This is a genomic window from Azospirillum sp. A26, assembly GCF_042604635.1.
GTDB lineage: Bacteria > Pseudomonadota > Alphaproteobacteria > Azospirillales > Azospirillaceae > Azospirillum > Azospirillum palustre.
Genome location: NZ_CP170472.1, coordinates 1,232,250 through 1,253,954, shown reverse-complemented (window position 1 = coordinate 1,253,954; position 21,705 = coordinate 1,232,250). Strand labels below are relative to the sequence as shown.

The window sequence follows — 21,705 nt, the reverse complement described above, 5'->3', positions numbered from 1 at the left end:
TTGCGGCACTTTCTTTCAAGTCAGGTTCAACCGGCAGGTTCTGAACTAACCCTAGGCGGCTGCCGTTTCCAGCGCCGACAGGGCGTTCAGGACCACCTGCTTGCGGTCCAGGTTTGCGGATTCCGCGCGCGCGAAAAGACGCTGAACCTTTTCCCACACCTCCACCCAACGTTCAAGACCGCGGGCGTTGGCCAATCGGGTCATCAGGGCGGCCTCGCCCGGCACCACCTCCGCCGGCCAGGAGCCGCGGGCGAGGGAGCGGGCGAAGCGGGCCAGCCACCAGACCAGCAGTTCGGTCGCCGTCTCGAACATCCCGTCATCCTGTTTGCGGGTCAGCTTGTCGCCGAAGGCGTGCGCCGCGACGATGTCGATGCGCGGCAGGTCGGACAGCAGCCCGATCATCTCGCGGTAGAGCGCCAGCCCACCCGCGTCGGCAAGGTCGATGGCGCGGCCGACGCTGCCCTCCGACAGGCGGGCCAGCGCCGGGCGGTCGTCGGCGGCGATGTCGGGCCGGTGCTGGCCCAGCAGCTCGATCACCGTGTCTTCGGCCAGCGGCTTCAAAGTCAGCTTGCGGCAGCGCGAGCGGATGGTCGGCAGCATGCCGCCGGGATTGTCGCTGACCAGCAGCAGCAGAGCGCCGGGCGGCGGCTCCTCCAGGATTTTCAGGATGGCGTTCAGGCCGCTGAGATTCATGCGGTCGGCGCCGTCGATCACCGCGACGCGCCAGCCGCCTTCCGCCGAGGTGCGGCGCAGGAAGGGGCCGATCTTGCGCACGTCGTCGACGGCGATGTCGCGCTTCAGCCGGCCCTTCTTCTCGTCGCGCTGGCGTTCGACGGTCAGCATGTCGGCATGGCCGCCCGACGCCACCCGGCGGAACACCGGATGGTCGGGGCCTATGTGCAACGAGGTGACCGGAGCATTTCCGCCGAACAGGCTGTCGCCCGGCGGATCCTGGGCCAGGACGAACCGGGCGAAGCGGAAGGCCAGCGTCGCCTTGCCGATGCCGGGCGTGCCGCCGATCAGCCAGGCATGCGGCAGCCGGCCGGAGTTCCAGGCCTCCAGCAGCAGCCGCTCCGCCTCGTCATGCCCGACGAGGTCCGGGTTGCGCCGCGGGGCGAGTGCCTCTTCGGCGGCTGGGCCCGCCGGGGCCGGGGTGCGCGCCTTGCTCACGACGCCAACCCAAGGCGGGTGGCGACGGTGTCCCAGATGCGCGCCTGCACGGTATCGAGGCCGGCGTCGGCATCGACCACCGCACAGCGCTCCGGCTCCCGCCGGGCGATGTCGAGGAAGCCGTCGCGCAGCCGCTGGTGGAAGCCGATGTCCATCCGCTCATAGCGGTCCTCGCCGCCGTGGCGCGCCACGGCCCGGCGCAGCCCGGTTTCCACCTCGATGTCGAGGATCAGCGTCAGGTCGGGACGGAAGCCGCCGAGCGCCGCCGTCTGCAAGGTCTCGATCAGCTCGCGTCCCAGCCCCAGCCCATAGCCCTGATAGGCCATGGTGCTGTCGAAGAAGCGGTCGCACAGCACCCAGCTTCCGACATCCAGCGCCGGCCACACCATGCGCTCCAGATGGTCGCGGCGGGCGGCGGTGTGCAGCAGGGCCTCGGTGGTCGCGCTCCAGCGGCCGGTCTCGCCGGTCACCAGCAGGCCGCGGATCTCCTCCGCGCCGGGCGACCCGCCCGGCTCGCGCGTCGTCACAAGCTCGACGCCGCGGTCGCGCAGGGCGTCCCGCAAGCTGTCGGCCAGCCGGCGCAGTTGGGTCGACTTGCCGGCCCCTTCGCCGCCTTCCAGCGTGATGAAGCGGCCGCGCTTGGCGGAAGGAGCCGGGGCGGTCGGCATCGTCGTTACGGTCACAGGCTGTTGCCGAAGACGAGGTACTTGGCGGCGGCGAAGGCACGGCCGAACATGCCGGCCTTCGGCACGTCCTGGGCGGCCACCACCGGCACCTCCTTGCCCGGGAAGCCGGGGGCGGAGATCACCAGCTTGCCGACCGTATCGCCCTTCTTGATGGGGGCGGCGACCGGGGCATTGCTGACCAGCGACACCTTCATGCCGGGGCGGTCGGCGCGGGCCATCGTCACGCTCAGGTTCTGTGGCACGGCGACCGGCACCATGTCCTGCTCGCCCAGCCAGACCGGCACCTGCTCGATGGTCTCGCCGCCCTTGTAGAGTGTGTAGGAGGCGAATTCGCGGAAGCCCCACTCGATCAGCCGGGCCGATTCGTCGGCGCGCGCCTGCATGTTGGGCAGGCCGTTGACCACCAGCAGCAGCCGGCGCCCCTCACGCTCGCCCGATGCGGTCAGACCATAACCGCCGGCGTCGGTGTGTCCGGTCTTCAGTCCGTCGACATTCATGTTGCGGTAGAGCAGCGGGTTGCGGTTGCCCTGGGTGATGCCGTGATACTTGAACTCCCGGATCGAATCGTACTTGTAGAATTCGGGGAAGTCCTTGATCAGGCGTTCGGCCAGGATCGCCAGATCGCGGGCGGTCATATAGTGGTTGGGGTCGGGCCAGCCGGTGGCATTGGCGAAGTTGCTGCTTTTCAGCCCCAACTCCTTCGCGCGCTTGGTCGCCTGCTCGGCGAAGGACTGCTCCGACCCGGCCAGCCCCTCGGCCAGCACGATGCAGGCGTCGTTGCCGGACTGGACGATCATGCCCTTCAGCAGGTCGTCGACCTTGATGTTGTTGTGAAGCTCCACGAACATCTTGGAGCCCTGCATCCGCCAGGCCCGCTCGCTGACCGGCAGGGTGCTCTCCAGCGTCAGGCGGCCGCCTTTGATCGCCTCGAACACCATGTAGGCGGTCATGATCTTGCTCATCGACGAGGGCGCCATGCGCTCGTCGGCGTTCTTCTCGAACAGCACGGTGTCAGAGGTCAGATCGACCAGGATCGCCTGCTTGGCGATGGTGTCGAGGGTCGCGGCCTGGGCCGAGACCGTAGTGAAGCCGGCGCCAATCGTGGCCCCGGCCATCGCAATTCCGGCCGCGACAGCAACGGAACGGCCGAAAACGGCACACAGGCGGACGACAACAGCGTTCATGGCAACAATCCTCCAAGGGCACTCGGTACAGGCATAGGGTCGCTGGCGCTCATAAGGAGCGGCCGGGGGTGATGTCGGGTGGCCGGATCAATCCACCACGATTTTGGCCTCCGTAAGGCCGGCCTGGATGATCTGGGCCAACAGGGTATCCGCCCTGTCGACGCTGTCCAGCGGTCCGACGCGGACACGGTGCAGGGTCAGGCCGGCGGTTCGCGTCTGGCTGACGCTGGCGCGCTGGCCGATGGACGACAGGCGGGCGCGGGCCTTCGCCACATTCTCCTCGCTGCCGAAGGCGCCGACCTGCACATAGATCGCCTCATGCGCCTTCACCGGCAGCTGCGCCACCACCGGGGCCGGCACGAAGCGGCCCTCCGCCATGCTGCCGGCGACGGTGGCCGGCGGCGGGACGGGAGCGCCGACCACCGGCGCACGGGGAGTGCCGGCGGAGGGGGACAGGGAAGCGGCCTGCGCCGTCGCCGGTCCGGACGGACCGCTCACCTCGATCCGGCCGCGCGGAGCGGCCTTCGGCGGCGGGCCGTCGACCTCGGCCAGCAGCGGGGCGGGCGTGCCCTGGCGCGCGGCGGCGGCGATGGCCCGGCTTTCCTCCGCCAGGATCTGCACGCGCACCTTGGCGGTGCCGGGCCCGTCGAAGCCGAGCAGCTGGGCGCCGCGCCGCGACATGTCGATGATGCGGCCGTTGGCGTAGGGGCCGCGGTCGTTGACCCGAACGACGATGGACCGGCCGTTGTCGAGGTTGGTGACCCGCACAAGGCTCGGCATCGGCAGCGTCTTGTGCGCGGCGGTCAGCTCGTTCTGGTCGTAGATCTCGCCGTTGGCGGTGTTCTTCTCATGGAAGCCGGGGCCGTACCACGAGGCGATGCCGGTCTCGTCGTAGCTGAAATCTTCCTTGGGATAATACCAGACGCCGTTGATCTGATAGGGCTTTCCCACCTTGTAGATGCCGCTGGTCGGAAGGCCCGTGCCGGTGCCGGCGGGCTTCTGCGCGCAGGCGGCGAGCGCTGCCACGCCGACCAGCACGACGACCCTGCTCACCCCGCGCCAGCGACGCATCCGCCAATTTCCTTCTTTCCCCGACCCGGCCCGACCGCCAAGGCGGCGGCACTCTAGCGGAGTGGCATCGCTGCGCCAATGGCTCGAACGCGGCGGCGGTACGATGACACAGCCTGGCCATGAGCTGGATGTGGGCCGCAAGCGGACCGGACCGTCAGGGTTCGGGGAACAGGCTGTCGGTGCGGCCCATCAGCCAATAGGCGGTCAGCCCGATCCACTCGCGCACCGCGTCGTCGAGGATCACCAGATTCTGCCCGAACTCGAAGCGCAGCCAGGGCGTGGCGTCATGCTTGGTGCGGTAGTCGACGGGGTAGGGGGTCACCTCCCACCCGACGGCGCGGAAGATGCCGACCGAGCGCGGCATGTGCATGGCCGAGGTGACCAGGATCCAGCGTTCGCCCGGCGCCGGCTTGACCATCTCCTTGCTGAACACCGCATTTTCCCAGGTGTTGCGGGACTCAGCCTCATAGAGCACCCGGTCGGCGGGGATGCCGGCCTGGAGCAGGGCGGCGCGGGCGGTGACGTCCTCCTTCAGGTCCGGCGCCAGCAGCCGGCCCGATCCGCCGGTGAAGACGGCCTTGGCCTCCGGATGGCGGCGGACGAGGTCGGCGAAGCCCAGGATCCGCTCGGCCGCATCGTTCAGCGACGGGTCGCCGCGGTCGGCGGTGATCGGCGGGTTGAGGGCACCGCCCAGCATGATGATGCCGTCGATCCGCCCCTCGGGCACCAATCGCGGGAAACGGTTCTCCAGCGGCAGGGCGACCAGCGCACCGAGACCGGTGTACATCACCAGCAGAAGCAGCACCGCCGCCAGCGTGACCAGCCGCCGTCCGGCGCGCTGCCAGCGCCGCGTCCGCAGCAGCAGCGCGCCCAGCGCCACGGCCAGCACCAGGGCATTGCCGGGCGCGAAGACGCCCCACAGCAGCTTCGACAGGATGAAGGACATCGCCGGCAGGCTCATGATGGTGGACGGGAGGGCGGACCATAAGCGCGGCGGTCGGGGCGGGGCAACCGCGCCGGCTCCGGTGTGCTCAGCCGCCGACCGGCGTGCACAGCTCCACCAGCGTGCCGTCGGGGCAGCGGATGTAGGACACAATCTGTCCCCACGGCATGGCTTTCGGCGGTGCCAGTTCAGTGGCGCCGGCGGCCAGCGCCGTGGCGTGCGCCGCCTCAACGTCGCCGGTGACCAGCGCGATCTCGACGCCCAGCGGCTTCTCGCTGGCGCTGGCGAACACATAGCCGGCGGGGTGGTGCGACAGCGCCAGCTCCTGGCTGGCGAAAGACAGGGTGGTGGAACCGGTGTCCAGCTCGCCATAATCGCCCGTCTCGGCGAGGAAGCGCCGGCTCAGGCCGAACGCCGTCTCGAAGAAGGCCAGCGACGCCGCGACGTTGGGAACATAGAGGATCGTGTAGCCGAACTTCATGGAAGCTCTCTCTGGTTGTGAGTTGCCGGACGGCGTGACCCTATCACTCTCCAGCGCGGCGGTATCCCCATACCGACGCCGGCGGCAGATTTTGCAGGGTGAAGCCCAGCCGCTCTCCGGTCAGCCCCAGAGCCTCGCGGTTCAGCGGCGAATGCGGAATGAAGCTGTAGAGCAGGAAACGCCCGCCCGGCCGCAGGATGCGGAAGGTGGCGTCCAGCACCTCGCGCTGGAACTCCAGCGGGAAGGTGATCATCGGAATGCCGATCACCACGGTGCCGACCTTGCCGCACAGCGCCTCGCCCAGCAGTTCCGGCGCCTTGCGGCAGTCGTCGGCGATGACGGTGACGGCCGGGCAGCGGGCGCGCAGATGGCGGGCGAGGTCCGGATCGATCTCGAAGCTGTAGAGCCGGTCGGCCGGGATGCCGGCCTCCAGCATCGCCGCGGTGATCGGGCCGGTGCCGCCACCGAATTCCACCACCGCCTCGTCCGGCTTGCGGCGGATCTCGCGGGTGATGCGGCGGCGCAGCGCCTGGGAGGAGGGGGCGACCGACCCCATCGCCCAGGGATCGGCCAGCCAGCGGCGGAAGAACAGCCAGGATTCGGAGAGCGGGGCGGATGCCGTCTCGGTCATGTGGGCCTCCCTGGATCGGGCCGGCCCTCACCCGTCGGTCCGGGGGGCCGTCCTAATGCAGAGTTGCTGCCAGAAGTTGGTGACCTGCGTATGACAGGCTGCTCGCCACCAGAGTCAAAAACACCAGGGCTGCGGCGGTCAGCCCCAGCCCGATGCCGATGGCGCCGCCGTCGCGCTCGATCAGCCCCAGCGAGATCAGCACCAGCGCGAAGCCCGGCAGCCAGCCGGTCAGCGGCAGCGGCACGATGCAGGTCAGCGTCAGGATGAACAGCAGCAGCCCGAACCAGCGCTCCTCGTCGATGCGGGCGAGGCGGTGCAGCCGCGGCTTCAGCATCCGCTCGATCCACACCAGCCGCGGCATGGCGGCGTCGAGCGTCCGCGCCGCCAGGCGGGTGCCGATGGAACGGCGCAGCAGCCAGTCCGGCAGCCCGGCCCCGCGCCGTCCGAAGGCCATCTGCGCGGTGTAGAGCACGATGGGAAGGTCGAACAGGCAGGACACGCCAAGCGGCACCGGGGCGATGGTCGGCAGTGCCAGCGCCAGCAGGATGGTGCCGAGCGAGCGGTCGCCCAGCGCCCGGATCAGGTCGCCCAGCGTAACCCGTCCCGCCGGCAGATTGGCGCGAAAGCGGGCCAGCACGTCGGACGTCCGCTCCTCCTCCTCTCCATCGCAGACGGCGGGCAGGGCGATGGTGCCGTCATGTTCCATGTCCGCCCTTTCCATCTCCGCTTGGCCCATCTCCGCCTGACCGTTGGCGCCGGAGCCGTCGATGTGCCGGCGCGCGTTCAAACGCCGGCCTCCGCCGCTGCGCTCTCGTAGAGTTCGAGCGCCTCCAGCCAAGTCTCCTCGGCACTCGCCAACTTCTTCTCCACCGTGCCCAGCTCGATCTGCAGCTTGGTCAGCTTGTCGGAGGGGCCGGTGTAGAGCGCCGGGTCGGACATCTTCGCCTCGATCTTGCGCTTCTCCTCGCTCAGCTTGGTCACCAGCGCCTCGGCGTCGGTGGCCTTGCGCTTCAGCGGTGCGAGAGCGGTGCGCGCCTCGGCGGCGGCGCGGCGCTGGTCCTTCTTGTTGGGGCCGGCGTCGCGATCCGTGCCGCCCTTGGCGACGGCCCGCTCCGCCTTGGCGCGGTCGAGCAGATAGCGGCGGTAGTCGTCCAGATCGCCGTCATAGGCCTGGACCGTGCCGTCGGCGACCAGCAGCAGCCGGTCCACCGTCATCTCGATCAAATGGGGGTCGTGGCTGATGATGATGACGGCGCCGGGGAAGTCGTTGATCGCCTCGATCAGGGCTTCGCGGCTGTCGATGTCCAGATGGTTGGTCGGTTCGTCCAGCATCAGGATGTGCGGGACTTCCCGGCTCATCAGCGCCAGCAGAAGCCGCGCCTTCTCGCCGCCGGACAGGCTGGAGATCTTGGTCTCCGCCTTCACCTGGGGGAAACCGAAGCGGCCGAGATGGGCGCGCACCTTCTCCTCCAGCGCCAGCGGCATGATGCGCTGGGTCTGCTGGATCGGCGTCAGCGACAGGTCCAGTTCCTCGGCCTGATGCTGGGCGAAATAGCCGATGCGCAGCTTGGACGGGCGCCGCATCTCGCCGGCCATCGGTTGCAGCCGGTTGGCCAGCAGCTTGACCAGCGTCGACTTGCCGTTGCCGTTGGCGCCCAAGAGGCCGATGCGGTCCTCCATGTCGATGCGCAAATTGACCCGGCGCAGGATGACCTTGTCGCCATAGCCGATGCTGACCCCTTCCAGCGCGATCAGCGGCGGTGCCAGCTCGTCGGGCGGGGGGAAGTTGAAGACGACCTCGGGATCGTCCTCCATCAGCGTGATCGACTCCATCTTCTCCAGCAGCTTCAGGCGGCTCTGCGCCTGACGGGCCTTGCTGGCCTTGAAGCGGAAGCGGTCGACATAGGACATCATGTGCTTGCGCCGCGCCTCCTGCTTTGCGGCCATGGAGGCGATGCGTTCCTGGTTGGCGCGGCGCTGCGTCAGGAACTGGTCGTAATTGCCGCTGTAGGTGACGAGCTTGCCCTGGTCGATGTGGATCGTCGTGGTCGGCACCGCGTTCAACAACTCGCGGTCGTGGCTGACCAGCAGGATGGTGTGCGGGTAGTTCTTCAGATAACCCTCGAGCCAGATGGTGGCTTCGAGGTCGAGGTGGTTGGTCGGCTCGTCCAGCAGCAGTAGGTCGGGGCGGGAGAACAGCACGCCGGCCAGCGCCACGCGCATCCGCCAGCCGCCGGAGAAGTCGGAGCAGGGGCGTTGCTGCGCCTCGGCGTCGAAGCCCAGGCCGGACAGCACCTGCGCCGCGCGTGACGGGGCGGAATGTGCCTCGATGTCGGCGAGCCTTGCGTGGACCTCGCCGATGCGCATCGGGTCGGTTACCGTCTCGGCCTCAGCCAGCAGGGCGGTGCGTTCGGTGTCGGCGGCCAGCACGGCGTCGATCAGCGTGGTCGGGCCGCTGGGGGCCTCCTGCGCCACCATGCCCATCCGCATGCCGGCCGGCAGGGTGATGGCGCCGGCATCCGTTTGCAGCTGGCCCGAGATCAGCTTCAGCAGGGTCGATTTCCCGGTGCCGTTGCGCCCGACCAGCGCCACGCGATGCCCCTTGGGCACCACCGCCGTCGCATGGTCGAACAACACTCGGCCGCCGAAGCGGAAGGTCAGGTCATTGATGTGCAGCATAGCGCGGAGGATGTAGCACGCGGGGCCGCCGATTTGAAGCGGGGCAGGGCTGATGGCGCGCGAATGGCACGGCGTTGTCCCGCGCAGGGCGGCCCGTTCCGCCCTGCTTCGGTTCGGGACCGTCCATCGGGTTTGTTCGAACACGACCAATTCAAGGAACGGAATCGCCACCCGTTCTTTTTTAATTGAACGTTCAATCAATAAAAACCACGCTGACTCCGGCAATCGAATTGCTGCGATTCACTGCCATCCTCTGGACCTCGGATCAGGGAGACGCGACATGACGCGGTTCGGACGTCTGGCCCATTACATCCATGGTCGCCCCGTCGAGGACGAGGGGGCGGAACGTTTCGCCACCGTCGATCCGGCGACCGGGGAAACGCTGGCCGAGGTCGCGCAGGCGACGTCCGCGGAGATCGACCGCGCGGTGGACAGCGCCCGATCCGGACAGGCGGTGTGGGGCGCGATGACGGCGATGGAGCGGGCGCGGGTGCTGCGCCGGGCGGTATCCCTGCTGCGCGAGCGCAACGACGCGCTGGCGGAAATCGAAACGCTCGACACCGGCAAGCCGCTGAGCGAGACCCGCGCGGTCGACATCGTCACCGGTGCCGACGTGCTGGAATATTACGCCGGCCTCGCCCCGGCGCTGGAAGGGCGGCAGATCCCGCTGCGTCCAAGCTCCTTCGTCTACACCCGGCGCGAGCCTCTTGGTGTTGTGGCCGGGATCGGCGCCTGGAACTACCCGATCCAGATCGCGCTGTGGAAGTCGGCCCCGGCGCTGGCGGCCGGCAACGCCATAATCTTCAAGCCGAGCGAGGTGACGCCGCTGACCGCGCTGCATCTGGCGGCGATCTACAGCGAGGCCGGGCTGCCCGACGGCGTGTTCAATGTCGTCCAGGGCGACGGCCGGGTCGGTGCCCTGCTGGCGGCCCATCCCGGCATCGAGAAGCTGTCCTTCACCGGCGGTGTGGAGACCGGCAAGCGGGTGATGGCCGCAGCCGGCGGATCGACGCTGAAGGAGGTGACGATGGAGTTGGGCGGCAAGTCGCCGCTGATCGTCTTCGCCGATGCCGACATCGACCGCGCCGCCGACATCGCCATGATGGCGAACTTCTACAGCTCCGGTCAGGTCTGCACCAACGGCACCCGCGTCTTCGTCCAGCGCAACATTGCGGCAGCGTTCGAAGAGCGGCTGATGGTCCGGGTGCGCCGCATCCGCATGGGCGATCCGCTCGATCCCGACACCAATTTCGGCCCGCTCGCCAGCTTCCCCCACCGCGACAAGGTGCTGCGCTACATCGAGGCCGGCAAGGCGGAGGGGGCGCGGCTGCTGGCCGGCGGCGGGGTTCCGGAAGGCGCCGCTTTCGCCCGCGGCGCCTATGTGGCGCCGACCGTCTTCACCGACTGCCACGACGGCATGACCATCGTGCGCGAGGAGATTTTCGGTCCGGTCCTGTCGATCCTGACCTTCGACGAGGAGGAGGAGGTCGTCACGCGCGCCAACGCCACCAGCTACGGCCTCGCCGCCGGGCTGGTCACCAGCGATCTGGCCCGCGCCCACCGGGTGATCCACCGGCTGGAGGCCGGGATCTGCTGGATCAACGCCTGGGGCGAATCGCCGCCGGAGATGCCGGTCGGCGGCTACAAGCAGTCGGGCGTCGGCCGCGAGAACGGCGTCGAGACGCTCGACCATTACACCCGCCTCAAATCGGTCCAGGTCGAGTTGGGAGCCTACTCGTCGGTGTTCTGAGCCCGCTTTTCAGAGAAGGCCGCTTTTTTAAAGAAGGGGTGTTCGATGTCGAACCAACCGACCTCCGGGGCCGCTGCGCCGGAGAACGGCGCCGCTATGCCCGCCGCCACATCCTCCTTCGCCCCTGCGGTGCGCGAGTATGACTACATCGTCGTCGGCGCCGGGTCGGCGGGCAACGTGCTGGCCTGCCGCCTGACCGAGGATGCCGGCGTCAGCGTTCTGCTGCTGGAGGCCGGCGGACCCGACCACCGGCTGGACTACCGCACCCAGATGCCGGCGGCGCTGGCCTTCCCGCTGCAAGGCCGCCGCTACAACTGGGCCTATGAGACCGAACCCGAACCGCACATGGACAACCGCCGGATGGAGTGCGGGCGCGGCAAGGGGCTGGGCGGCTCGTCGCTGATCAACGGCATGTGCTACATCCGCGGCAACGCGCTGGACTATGACGGCTGGGCCGGGCTTCCGGGTCTGGAGGACTGGAGCTATCTCGACTGCCTGCCCTATTTCCGCAAGGCGGAGACGCGCGACATCGGCCCCGACGCCTACCATGGCGGCGACGGCCCGCTGTTCGTCACCACCGCCAAGCCGGGCGTCAACCCGCTGTACGAGGCGATGGTGGAGGCCGGGGCGCAGGCCGGCTATGGCCGTACCGACGACCTGAACGGCTACCGCCAGGAGGGCTTCGGCCCAATGGACCGCACGGTGACGGCGCAGGGGCGGCGGTGCAGCACGGCCCGCGGCTATCTCGACCGGGCGCGGGAGCGGCCGGGGCTGACCATCGTCACCCACGCGCTGACCGATCGCATCCTGTTCGACGGGCGCCGCGCCGTCGGTGTCGCCTATCTGCGCAACGGCACGCCGGTGACGGCGCGGGCGAGGCGGGAGGTGCTGCTGTGCGCCGGTGCCATCGCCTCGCCGGCGATCCTGCAACGGTCGGGGGTGGGGCCGTCGGCGCTGCTGCGCGAGCTGGGGATGGAGACGGTGATCGACCTGCCGGGCGTTGGCGGCGATCTCCAGGACCATCTGGAGATGTACATCCAGTATCACTGCCGCCAGCCGGTCTCGCTCTATCCGGCGCTGAAATGGTGGAACCAGCCGGCCATCGGCGCCGAATGGCTGTTTCTGGGCACCGGCATCGGCGCCAGCAACCAGTTCGAGGCCGGCGGCTTCATCCGCACCGGCGACGATGTGCCCTGGCCCAACATCCAGTATCACTTCCTGCCTGTCGCCATCAGCTACAACGGCACCAACGCGGTGGAGGCGCACGGCTTCCAGGCCCATGTCGGGTCGATGCGCTCGCCCAGCAAGGGGCGCGTTCATGCCCGCTCTCGCGATCCGGGGCAGGCGCCCAGCATCCTGTTCAACTACATGGCCGATCCGCAGGACTGGCGGGAGTTCCGCGCCGGTATCCGCATCACCCGCGACATCATGCGCCAGCGCGCCCTGGCGCCCTATCGCGGCGAGGAGATCAGCCCCGGCGCCGAGTGCGTCACCGACGCCGACCTCGACGCCTTCGTCCGCCATCACGCCGAGACCGCCTACCACCCCTGCGGCACCTGCCGGATGGGGACCGACGACGGCGCGGTGGTGGACGGCCAGGGCCGGGTGCATGGGCTGGAGTCCTTGCGCGTCATCGACGCCTCAATCATGCCGCGGATCATCACCGGCAACCTGAACGCGCCCACCATCATGATGGCGGAGAAGCTGGCCGATGCGGTGCGCGGCCGTCCGCCGCTGCCGCGCGCCGAAGTGCCCTATTACGTCGCCGAGGCCGCCATCCGACAGAAGGAGCCGGTGAAGGACCAGCGGCGGCGGGCCTGAAACACGCGTGCCTACAACGAAAACCACAAGCAAGGAGAACAGGGACATGGCCAAGACATTCGGTAAATTCTCCGCCGCCAGATTCTCCACCCTGGCCGTCGGCCTGATGCTGGCGGCAGGGACGGTACAGGCTGCGGATCCGGCCTCCTGCAAGTCGGTGCGGTTCGGCGACGTGGGATGGACCGACATCGCGGCGACGACGGCGCTCGCGTCCGTCACGCTCGACGCGCTGGGCTACAAGCCGACCACCAGCGTCTCGTCGGTGCCGGTCGTCTATCTCGGGCTGAAGACCAAGTCGCTGGACGTGTTCCTGGGCAACTGGATGCCCACCATGGAGACCTTCATCAAGCCGGTGCTGGAGGACGGCTCGGTCGAGGTGACGCGCGTCAATCTGGAGGGCGCCAAATACACGCTGGCCGTCCCGACCTACGCCGCCGAGGCCGGGCTGAAGAGCTTCAAGGATCTGGCGAAGTACAAGGACAAGCTGGACGGCAAGATTTATGGCATCGAGGCCGGCAACGACGGCAACCTGATCATCGACAAGATGCTGAAGGCCGACGCCTTCGGGTTGAAGGACTTCAAGATGGTCGAGTCCAGCGAGGCCGGCATGCTGGCCGAGGTGAAGCGGGCGGTGCGGGCCAAGAAGTGGATCGCCTTCCTCGGTTGGGCGCCGCATCCGATGAACAAGACGATGGACATCACCTATCTGTCCGATGGCGACGACTGGTTCGGCCCGAATTACGGCGGCGCCACCGTCAGCACCAACGTGCGCAAGGGCTATGCCGCCGAATGTCCGAACATCGGCAAGTTCCTGTCCAATCTGGTCTTCACCGTGGACATGGAAAACTCAGTGATGGACGGCATCATGAACGGCGGCCGCAAGCCGGAAGCGGTGGCGGCCGACTGGCTGAAGAAGAATCCCGCCATCCTGAAGACCTGGCTGTCCGGTGTCACCACGCTGGATGGCAAGGACGGCCTGGCCGCCGCCCAGGCCAAGCTGGGGGCCGCCAAATCCTGACCTGACGCCCGCTTTCCCAAAGCCTCCTCGACTTCGGCCGCGCTGGGATGCCAGCGCGGCCGTATTTTTGCGAAGATCGGGGAACCCGGCCCCAAACGAACGCCTTGCCGCACCGTGAAAGCGCCTCTATAAAGCCGCCCATCCGGCGCCCCGGTCATCCGGCGGCGCCTGCGAGTTTTTCAATCGGCGAAAAGCCCCATTCCCGCAGGAGTCACCACCATGGCCGTCGAACGGACCCTCTCGATCATCAAGCCCGATGCCACCCGCCGCAACCTGACCGGCAAGATCAACGCCAAGTTCGAAGACGGCGGCCTGCGCATCGTTGCCCAGAAGCGCGTCCAGCTGTCGAAGGCCCAGGCCGAGCAGTTCTACGGCGTGCACCGCGAGCGTCCGTTCTTCGGCGATCTGGTCTCCTTCATGATCTCCGGCCCGGTGGTCCTGCAGGTTCTGGAAGGCGAAAACGCCATCGCCCGCAACCGCGAGATCATGGGCGCCACCAACCCGGCCAACGCCGCCGAGGGCACCATCCGCAAGGAGTTCGCCGAGTCGATCGAGGCGAACTCGGTCCACGGTTCGGACGCCCCGGAGACCGCCGCCCAGGAGATCGCCTTCTTCTTCGCCGGCATCGAGCTGGTGGGCTGATCTTTCGGGTCTGACCTCCAGTCAGGCCCGGCGAAAGGGCCGCTCCCGTGAGGGGGCGGCCTTTTTTGCGTTTTGCATCAGGCTCTGGCAGTATCGGGAGCCGTGAACCTTTTGCCCCGCAGATGCCGGGGTCGATCCCGACAGGAGTTGCCCGCGATGGAATCCCAATCCGCAAAGCCGATCATCGCGGCGCTGCTGCAACCGCTGCCGGTGCTGACCCAGCCGCAGGCCCGCAACGACCTGTCCGACGAATCCGTGGTGCGGCTGCTGGTCCGCCAGTTCATCGACCTCAGCCTGGACGCCTTCAATCAGGTGCTCCAGGGCAACCTCGACCAGGACGAGGCGGTCGACGGCATCAACCGTCAGGCCATCGCGCTCAACTCCGTCTTCCTCGGCACCAGCGGCTTCGAGACCGTCATCACCCATCCCTGGAATTCGCCGGACCAGCTCGGCGCCTTCCTGAAGGATGTGGTGGCGCTGGAGTATCCGGAAGACGACTGCGTCCGCGCCATGCTGATCCATCTGGCGACCCAGCTGATGCACGCTCTGCGCCTGCCCGACGAGGAGCGCAACGAGGAGGTCGAGGCACTGACGCTCGACGCCGCCGACCTGCTGCTGGGCCGCGCTCCGGAAGACGACGACGAGATCGACATCGATATCGGCGTCTGACCTCATCCTGCCGGGGTCAGGTTCACCTCGATCAGCACGGTATCCTCGACGAAATCGGCGCTGTGCCAAGCGCCGGGGTCGAAACGGATGACCATGCCCGGCCGCAGATCCACCGGCCCCGCTTCGCAGGTCAGCAGGGCGCGGCCTTCCACGACGATGACGAACTGTTCGTGCGGGTGGTCGTGGCGTGGGGCGGCGGTGCCGGCCTTGATGACGATGTGCTTCAACGACGCGCCGGTGCCTGGAAGGCTGCGGCGCTCCACCCCTTCGGCGGTCTGGGCCGGCAGATTGCTCCACGTGATCACGTCTGCCTTCGGGGGGGCCTCGGGAGTCATGGGCGGCATGGCATGGTCCTTTCGAAACCGGCCGGCTTTGGAACGGCAACCGGTTTTTACGTGTTTCGCGGCCTCCCGGATCTCCTTCCCATCGCTCCTACCGCTTCTGGCTGTCGCCGCTGTGCGAAAGCTTAGCGACTAAACCTGCTGTTAACGCCTGACAGCCTAAGACGGGACGGTTCGGTGATGATGTCACTGGACAACAACTCTTCCGCCACCCTTTCGGACCGACGGAGGCCCCGTGGACGTTGCAGGCACCGACCGACCGCACCCCACCGGGGGTGCCGCCAGACCGGTGTCCGGTCCATCGGGTCTTTCCGCGTCCCTTCCAGGCCTTCTGGCCGGGCTGACCGGTATCGGCACCCTGGCGGCACTGTCTGCAAGCGGGCATGTCGGCTGGCCGGTCGCCGGTGCGCTGGTGGCCGCCGGCGCTCTGGCCCTGTGGAGCGCCCGGCGTGCCGGGGCCGCCGCCACCGCTCTGGCCCGTTCCGACGCCGCTCTGCGCCGGGCGACGGACGAGCTGGAAGGGCTGCGTGACCGCTCCCGCGACTTCGCCGCCGTGACGCCCGGCTGGTTCTGGGAAACCGGGTCGGACCACCGCTATCTCGCGCTGTCGGGCGGGCTCACCACGCTGCTCGGTTGCGATCCGCGGACGGTGTTCGGCGATTCCCTTCTCGACCTTGGGGTGCTGGTCGCCGACGAGACGACCTGGGCCGAATACCGTGCCGACATCGAGGCCGGCCGGGCCTTCCGCGACCTGGAGGTGAGCTTCGAGGGAGTGGACGGGCGCGACCTCGTGCTGCGGCTCAGCGCCGTGCCGGTGCGCGGCGCCGACGGGCGCTTCCGCGGCTATCGCGGCTGCGGCGTCGATGCCACCGCCGAGACGCTGGCGCTGGTGGAGGCGCGCTTCATGCAGGCGGTGGTGCATGACGCCATCGACAGCGTGTCGGAAGGATTCGTGCTGTTCAGCGCCGACGGCCGGCTGCTGATCTGCAACGAGCAGTACCGCCGCGCCTATCCCACCATCGCCGACATGCTGACCCCCGGCCGCAGCTTCGCCGAGATCCTGCGCGCCGCCGCCGAGCGCGGCGGGTACGAGGGGGAGGGCGACATCGGCGCCTGGGTGGAGCAGCGGCTGACCCGCCATCTCCAGCACTCCACCCCGGTCGACGGCCGGCTGTCCGACGGGCGCTGGTACCGCATCAGCGAGCATGCCACCGGCACCGGCGGCGTGGTGAAGATCCTGATGGACATCACCGAGCTGAAAACGCGGGAAGAGCAACTGGCCGGCCAGACCGCCCGGCTGGAACAGACCGTCGGTGCCCTGCGCGAAAGCGAATTGCGTTACCGCCAACTCGTCGAGCTGGCCCCCTACGGCATCGTCATCTGGGACCGCGCCGCCATCCGCTTCGCCAATGGGGCCGCCGCGGCGATCCTCGGCGTCGCCGCCGATGCGCTGGAAGGCCAACTGCTTGCCGGATTTCTGGCGGAGGGCGAGGCGCTGGCCGCGACGCTTGCCGCCGCCGCCGAGGGGGAGGAGCGCCGGCTGGAATGCGATGCCCTGCGCCCGACCGGCGAGCGCCGCCGGCTGGAGGTCGCGGCCAGTCAGGCCGTCTATGGCGGCGGGCCGGCGGTGCTGCTGGTGCTGAACGACATAACCGACCGCCGTCGGGTGGAGGGCGAGCTTCAGCGCGCCCAGAAGATGGAGGCGGTGGGCCGCATGGCCGGCGGCATCGCCCATGAATTCAACAACATGCTGACCGCCATCGGCGGCTTCGCCCGGCTGGCGGAGCGCAATCCGGCCGATCCCGACCGCGTGCTGACCTGCGTGCAGGAGATCGCCAAGGCGTCCGAACGGGCGGCGGCGCTGACCGCCCAGCTCTTGGACTTCTCCCACCGCCGGGTGACCGACGAGCGCGAGGTGGTCGCCGTCGCCCCGCTGGTGCGCGACCTGCGCGTCTTCCTGAAACCCCTGCTCAGCGCCGGCATCGACGTGGCGATCCTGGCCGATGACGAAAGCGCGCACGCGCTGGTCAACCCGGTGACTCTGAACCAGGCTCTGCTGAACCTCGCGCTGAACGGGCGCGACGCCATGCCTCATGGCGGCACCCTGACCATCGCCCTGGCGGTTGAGACGCCGGACGACGCCTTCTTCGCCCGTCACCGCGGCCTCAAGCCGGGCCGCTACGTCGCGATCCGCGTCAGCGACCAGGGGCCGGGCGTGCCGGCGGAGATCCGCGACCGGGTCTGGGAGCCCTTCTTCACCACCAAGGAACCGGGGAAAGGCACCGGGCTCGGCCTGTGGATGGTCTATGGCACGGCGCAGCAGTCGGGCGGCGCGGTCGAACTGGAGGGCGAGGAGGGGCAGGGTGCCACCTTCGCGCTCTATCTGCCCGCCGTCGAGCCGCCGGCATCGCCGGTTGGGCTCGACCCCTTGCAGGTCGCAGAGGGAGAGGGGGCGGTCATTCTGCTGGTCGATGACGAGGACTCGGTGCGCCGCTATCTCCGCCTCGTGCTGGAGGAGGCCGGCTGCACGGTGGTGGAGGCCTCTGACGGGCAGGAGGCGCTGATTCGCTATGACGAGGCCGGCGGCCTGTTCGATGCGGTGGTCAGCGACGTGTCGATGCCGAAGATGAACGGGCTGGAGCTTGCCCGCGCGTTGGAGAGCCGCAACCAGCTTCTGCCCATCCTGTTCCTGACCGGCTACGCCTCGCGCGAGACGGCGGCCGGACTGACGGCGCAGGAGGGGCGGCAGATCGTGATGAAGCCGGTGGCGCCCGAGCGGCTGCTCGGTGCGCTCCGCGACCTGCTGGCCCTGTGAGAGCGGAGATGGAGGAGTCCCACCACGACACCCCCGCCGCGGAACCGACGCTGGAAGAGGCGGACGGTTCCGCCCCCGCCGCCTGCCGCGAGCCTGCCGATTTCTACACGCCGGCCGGCCGGGACGGGGTCGGCCGCTTCTGCCGCCGCTTCCTCGACGAGAACGCGCTGACCGCGACGGAGCTGCTGCACCACCCGCGCCACCAGATCGGGCTGTCCAACACCGCCACCTTCGTCGCCATTCTGACCCAGGCCGAACGGGCGATGGACCGGAAGGGCGGCATGACGCCGCTGGTCAACGAGATCGCCCGACTGACGCGCGAGCGGCTGAAGGAACACCCGCCGCCCGATTTCCTATCCGCCGACTATCCCGGCACGGCGGCGGAACTGCTGTCCGCCGGCGGCTTCCTCGGCCGTTTCCTGCTCGACGCCGCCGTCACCCAGCACATCGCCGTCTGCCGGAACTTTGCCGAGAAGGCCGAGGCGCTGCTGAACCTCGCCGAGACCACCGAGCATCCCGACGCGCTGACGCCGGTGGAACGGCTGCTAGGGGAGATCCTGCTAAGCGACGCCGGCACCGCGTCCTGCGCGCGGGATGCCCCCTTCACCACCTTGATCGACCTGATCGTGACGCTGATCGCCACCGACCGGCCGATGGCGGATGATGCTCCATCGGTGTTCCGCCGGCTGGACGTGTTGATGCGCCGGGTGCCGATGCCGGGTTTGCGCGACGCGCTGGCCGCCGCCTTCCGCCGCGAGATGGCCAAGCCGGCCTGCTTTACCATCGCCAGCGCCGGCGACATGTTCGGCATCGAGGCGGTGCAGCGCGAGATTCTGGCGCTGAGCGACCTGTCCGCCCGCCTGCGCGACCGCGAGGGCGCCTATGTCGGCGGTGCGCGGACGGAAGCGGCTCTGCAACGCCGCACCGCCCTGCTGGTCAACGAGGACACGGTTCCGGAGATCACCCGTGGCCGCAACTTCGTGCAGAAGCTGCGCATCCTGTTCGTGCTCCAGAAGATGCCGCTGTCGCCCACCGCGGCCAAGGCGGTGGCCGATTACCTCAAGAGCTTCTTCGACAGCCGCGACTTTGCCGGCCGGCTGCTGGACTGCTGGAAGGACCGGAACGAGAAGCTGAAGGGGCTGGCGGAGGTTCAGCGCCTCGTGCTGTCCAGTGCCTTCCCCGACGAGGAGCGCGAATATCTCGGCGGCCAGCTCGACGACATCCAGAACGCCTTCCTGCGCACCCAGCGCGTACTGACTCCCCTGATCCAGGCCAAGGACGATCCGCCGGCCGACACCGTGCTCGACATCGTCCGGCTGGCGGGGGAGGGGGCCTTCTGCTCCGGCAAGAGCCGGTTGGCGGTGGCCCGCGTGCTCTACCGCCACTGCCACCGGCCGCGCTTCGTCCGCCATGTTCTGCTGAACGCGCCGGGGCCGAAGGAACGGCTGGCACGTGCCAACTGGCTCCGGCAGGCGTTGGGCATGGTCGGCGTGCCCTTCATCGACCTGTCCTCCCACCGCGTCTTGGTGGTGGATGACGAGGCCGGGCCGCGCGCCTTCGTCACCTCCGTCCTCCAGGAGCTGGGCATCGGTCACATCGTCACCGCCGCCGACGGCCAGGAGGCGCTGGAGCGCTTCCGGGCCGACGGTGCGGCCTATGACCTGATCGTCTGCGACTGGATGATGCCGCGGCTGAGCGGCCTCGACCTGCTGAAGCAGGTGCGCGAGACCCGCAGCGACCTGCCTTTCCTGATGGTCACGGCGCTGGCGACGCTGGATGCGGTGAAGAAGGCGCTGGCCCATCAGGTCAGCGGCTACATCGCCAAGCCCTTCACGCCCGACCAGTTGGAGGAGAAGATCTTCCTGGTCCTGGCGCAGAAGGGTTTTGGCGATTAGGGGTGGAAACTCCGGTCAACGGAACAGGCCGGGCATGATCTCCACGATGATGCCGGTGGTGGAAACGACCAGAACGGCGTCATGGTTGACGCGGACCCAGCGATGGCCCCGCGGCGGGCGGTGCAGGTGATAGGCGGCGGGGCGTGTGATTACATGACGGGGCGCGCGCCACTCCTGCGGCAGACGCTCGCCGGCCCGCCAGCCATACGCCTTCGGAGGACCGGGGCGGTGGTCCGGCTGACGGTCGGGGTGCTCGTACCGCGGGCCATGCTCGTAGCCGCGGGGCGGCTGCGGCTGCGGATACTGGTGGCCGGCCGGGCGGTCGTCCGGGCCGTGCTGCCATCCCTGGGCCATTGCGGGCGTCCCCGTTGCCGCGGTTGCGGCGAGGATAGCGGCGGCCACGGCGAGCAGGGTCTTTTTCATGCTGTCCATCCTATCGCGTCCGGCGCTCCCCGGTCTTGGCCGGGGGCGTCCATGGCGATCAGGATGGCTGCCCATCGTTGCCGGCCTGTGTCCGGCGGTCATGGATTTGGTAACAGAGTGTATCCGGGACGAATGTCGGCAGCCGCCTGTTGTGATGGAATCATCCGACGGAAGGAGCGATTCCATGGCAGACCAGAAACCCGACAGCGGCAAAATCCTGTCCAACGAGCCCGACCGCGACATCGCCGACCCGCTCGAGGCGGCCAGGGAGGTGTCCGACACCGGCAAGCCGATCACCCCCGACACCGAATCGGCCAAGCACATCGACCGTCCGGCGGAGAAGGGCAAGGCTGGGAAGGGCAAGGCCGGAAAAACGAGCTGAGGGAATGAGTCGGCGGAGCGGAGACGGTTCCCTCTCCCATCCAGGGAGAGGGGCCTTCCGTTACCGCAGCTCCAGCCCCGCCTGCTTGAAGGCGCGGGTGAGCGCGTCGACGATGGCCGGGTCGACTTCACCCGTGCCGTAATCGAGGTTCATCACGGCGTACCACGGAACGCCAGCCTTGTTCGCCAGCATCCGTGTCGACCAGCCAAGGCGCAGCCGTGCCTCTTGGCACTGCGTCCCTGTCATGATGCGTCGACTCCACACGTTAGCGTCCGCCTTCCATGCTCCTGCCCCGATCTGCATCGGCTTACCCGAACGGCCGGTCCCGGCCGCAACCTGGGGCTATCCACAATAGTGCAAGAATTTGACCCTCTTGTCATGTGTCGGTTTGTTGCAGAGCGAAACGCTCTGCTTTGTCGGATTGTCATGGACGGCAATCCGCCGGTATTTGATGAAAAGCCTGTAAGGTTCGCCGATCCATCTATATGACCCTGTCAATATTGGGGACTTGGCGTTCACGGGGTCGCCTGGATCGGAGTTCGAGACGGAGAAGGCTTCCATGAAGATTTTTTGAAGCGGGATTGTTCTGAGTCTGCCCTTCGCGGTTGCGCTCCACCGTCGACGGTCAGCCGATGCGCTTGGCGAGCAGGGTCAGGTTACGGCCGTCTTCGCGCCGGTGGCTGGCGCGGTCCATCATCTTGCCGACCAGAAAGATGCCCAGCCCACCAACCCGCCGGCTCTCCAGATCGCCGCCGAGGTCGGGCGACGGGGCCTCGGCGAAGGGGTCGAAGGCGTCACCATCGTCCTCCACCTCTACCCGCAGCTCCAGCCCATCGGTTTCCAGCCGCACCCGGATGCCATGCCCACCGGCACCGCCGCGGCCATGGGAGACGATGTTGGTGACGAGTTCGTCGAGGCAGAGCGTGAAGCGGAAGGCGAGGTCCGGCGGCAAATGATTGCGCGCGATGAAGTCCTCCACCGCGGCAGCAAGCCGGCCGAGTTCCGATAGCTCTCTGCGCAGGGTTATCTCCAGGCGGTGCGCCGCTTTTCCGTCCATCCGAGTCGGCCTCCCGGTCCCACTTTTCCCCCTATGCCTCCGGGTAT

The 21,705-nt window shown here is 68.4% G+C and carries 21 protein-coding genes; 8 read left to right on the top strand and 13 right to left on the bottom strand.

Annotated elements, in window-relative coordinates:
- Window positions 1–51 precede the first annotated feature (51 nt).
- The 9 genes from ABNQ39_RS06385 to ABNQ39_RS06345 form a co-directional block, all read right to left on the bottom strand.
- Complete coding sequence (locus tag ABNQ39_RS06385; RefSeq protein WP_376959544.1) at window positions 52–1,170, bottom strand: DNA polymerase III subunit delta'; 1,119 nt, start codon at window positions 1,168–1,170, stop codon at window positions 52–54.
- The gene (gene tmk / locus ABNQ39_RS06380; protein ID WP_376959764.1) at window positions 1,167–1,838 is read right to left on the bottom strand and encodes a dTMP kinase; all 672 of its coding nucleotides are present in this window, start codon (window positions 1,836–1,838) and stop codon (window positions 1,167–1,169) included. The genes ABNQ39_RS06385 and tmk overlap by 4 nt, the downstream gene beginning before the upstream one ends.
- Before the next feature lie 11 nt (window positions 1,839–1,849).
- Complete coding sequence (locus ABNQ39_RS06375) at window positions 1,850–3,040, bottom strand: D-alanyl-D-alanine carboxypeptidase family protein (protein WP_376959543.1); 1,191 nt, start codon at window positions 3,038–3,040, stop codon at window positions 1,850–1,852.
- Window positions 3,041–3,127: 87 nt separating this feature from the next.
- Window positions 3,128–4,111: a septal ring lytic transglycosylase RlpA family protein gene (locus ABNQ39_RS06370; RefSeq protein ID WP_376959542.1), complete on the bottom strand. Its 984-nt coding sequence runs from the start codon at window positions 4,109–4,111 to the stop codon at window positions 3,128–3,130.
- 154 nt (window positions 4,112–4,265) lie between these two features.
- A complete protein-coding gene (locus tag ABNQ39_RS06365; protein WP_376959541.1) occupies window positions 4,266–5,072 on the bottom strand; it encodes a YdcF family protein in 807 nt (268 codons plus the stop codon).
- A 70-nt stretch (window positions 5,073–5,142) separates the two neighbouring features.
- Entirely contained in the window at window positions 5,143–5,535 is a 393-nt protein-coding gene (locus ABNQ39_RS06360) for a VOC family protein (protein ID WP_376959540.1), read from the bottom strand.
- Between the two features lie 43 nt (window positions 5,536–5,578).
- Complete coding sequence (locus ABNQ39_RS06355) at window positions 5,579–6,166, bottom strand: class I SAM-dependent methyltransferase (RefSeq protein WP_376959539.1); 588 nt, start codon at window positions 6,164–6,166, stop codon at window positions 5,579–5,581.
- A 52-nt stretch (window positions 6,167–6,218) separates the two neighbouring features.
- Window positions 6,219–6,953, bottom strand: coding sequence for an exopolysaccharide biosynthesis protein (locus ABNQ39_RS06350; protein WP_376959538.1), 735 nt, complete (start codon window positions 6,951–6,953; stop codon window positions 6,219–6,221).
- The gene (locus ABNQ39_RS06345) at window positions 6,950–8,845 is read right to left on the bottom strand and encodes an ABC-F family ATP-binding cassette domain-containing protein (RefSeq protein WP_376959537.1); all 1,896 of its coding nucleotides are present in this window, start codon (window positions 8,843–8,845) and stop codon (window positions 6,950–6,952) included. The genes ABNQ39_RS06350 and ABNQ39_RS06345 overlap by 4 nt, the downstream gene beginning before the upstream one ends.
- Before the next feature lie 280 nt (window positions 8,846–9,125).
- Between ABNQ39_RS06345 and betB the strand changes: the two genes are divergently transcribed.
- The 5 genes from betB (at window position 9,126) to ABNQ39_RS06320 (ending at window position 14,745) form a co-directional block, all read left to right on the top strand.
- On the top strand, window positions 9,126–10,595 hold the full coding sequence (betB, locus tag ABNQ39_RS06340) for a betaine-aldehyde dehydrogenase (protein ID WP_376959536.1): 1,470 nt from the start codon (window positions 9,126–9,128) through the stop codon (window positions 10,593–10,595).
- Between the two features lie 45 nt (window positions 10,596–10,640).
- Window positions 10,641–12,416 carry a choline dehydrogenase gene (betA, locus tag ABNQ39_RS06335; protein WP_428846397.1) on the top strand — a complete coding sequence of 592 codons (1,776 nt, stop codon included), beginning with the start codon at window positions 10,641–10,643 and terminating at the stop codon, window positions 12,414–12,416.
- Between the two features lie 46 nt (window positions 12,417–12,462).
- Window positions 12,463–13,434, top strand: a complete 972-nt coding sequence (locus tag ABNQ39_RS06330; protein ID WP_376959535.1) for a choline ABC transporter substrate-binding protein — start codon at window positions 12,463–12,465, stop codon at window positions 13,432–13,434.
- A 219-nt stretch (window positions 13,435–13,653) separates the two neighbouring features.
- Window positions 13,654–14,076: a nucleoside-diphosphate kinase gene (ndk, locus tag ABNQ39_RS06325; protein WP_012974418.1), complete on the top strand. Its 423-nt coding sequence runs from the start codon at window positions 13,654–13,656 to the stop codon at window positions 14,074–14,076.
- A 156-nt stretch (window positions 14,077–14,232) separates the two neighbouring features.
- A complete protein-coding gene (locus tag ABNQ39_RS06320; RefSeq protein ID WP_109048496.1) occupies window positions 14,233–14,745 on the top strand; it encodes a hypothetical protein in 513 nt (170 codons plus the stop codon).
- Between the two features lie 2 nt (window positions 14,746–14,747).
- Here the strand turns inward: ABNQ39_RS06320 and ABNQ39_RS06315 are convergent, their stop codons facing one another.
- Window positions 14,748–15,089, bottom strand: coding sequence for a cupin domain-containing protein (locus tag ABNQ39_RS06315; RefSeq protein WP_376959534.1), 342 nt, complete (start codon window positions 15,087–15,089; stop codon window positions 14,748–14,750).
- Between the two features lie 232 nt (window positions 15,090–15,321).
- Between ABNQ39_RS06315 and ABNQ39_RS06310 the strand changes: the two genes are divergently transcribed.
- On the top strand, window positions 15,322–17,901 hold the full coding sequence (locus tag ABNQ39_RS06310) for a response regulator (RefSeq protein ID WP_376959533.1): 2,580 nt from the start codon (window positions 15,322–15,324) through the stop codon (window positions 17,899–17,901).
- Window positions 17,902–17,909: 8 nt separating this feature from the next.
- Window positions 17,910–19,796 carry a response regulator gene (locus ABNQ39_RS06305; RefSeq protein ID WP_376959532.1) on the top strand — a complete coding sequence of 629 codons (1,887 nt, stop codon included), beginning with the start codon at window positions 17,910–17,912 and terminating at the stop codon, window positions 19,794–19,796.
- 15 nt (window positions 19,797–19,811) lie between these two features.
- Here ABNQ39_RS06305 and ABNQ39_RS06300 read toward each other — a convergent pair whose 3' ends face one another.
- Window positions 19,812–20,219 (bottom strand): RcnB family protein, encoded by a 408-nt coding sequence (locus ABNQ39_RS06300; RefSeq protein WP_376959531.1) that lies wholly within the window; start codon window positions 20,217–20,219, stop codon window positions 19,812–19,814.
- A gap of 184 nt (window positions 20,220–20,403) precedes the next feature.
- Here ABNQ39_RS06300 and ABNQ39_RS06295 point away from each other — a divergent pair, with 184 nt between their 5' ends.
- The gene (locus ABNQ39_RS06295) at window positions 20,404–20,601 is read left to right on the top strand and encodes a hypothetical protein (protein WP_376959530.1); all 198 of its coding nucleotides are present in this window, start codon (window positions 20,404–20,406) and stop codon (window positions 20,599–20,601) included.
- A gap of 60 nt (window positions 20,602–20,661) precedes the next feature.
- Here the strand turns inward: ABNQ39_RS06295 and ABNQ39_RS06290 are convergent, their stop codons facing one another.
- Window positions 20,662–20,847, bottom strand: coding sequence for a hypothetical protein (locus ABNQ39_RS06290; protein WP_146255415.1), 186 nt, complete (start codon window positions 20,845–20,847; stop codon window positions 20,662–20,664).
- Between the two features lie 379 nt (window positions 20,848–21,226).
- On the bottom strand, window positions 21,227–21,658 hold the full coding sequence (locus ABNQ39_RS06285) for an ATP-binding protein (RefSeq protein WP_376959529.1): 432 nt from the start codon (window positions 21,656–21,658) through the stop codon (window positions 21,227–21,229).
- Window positions 21,659–21,705: the final 47 nt, after the last annotated feature.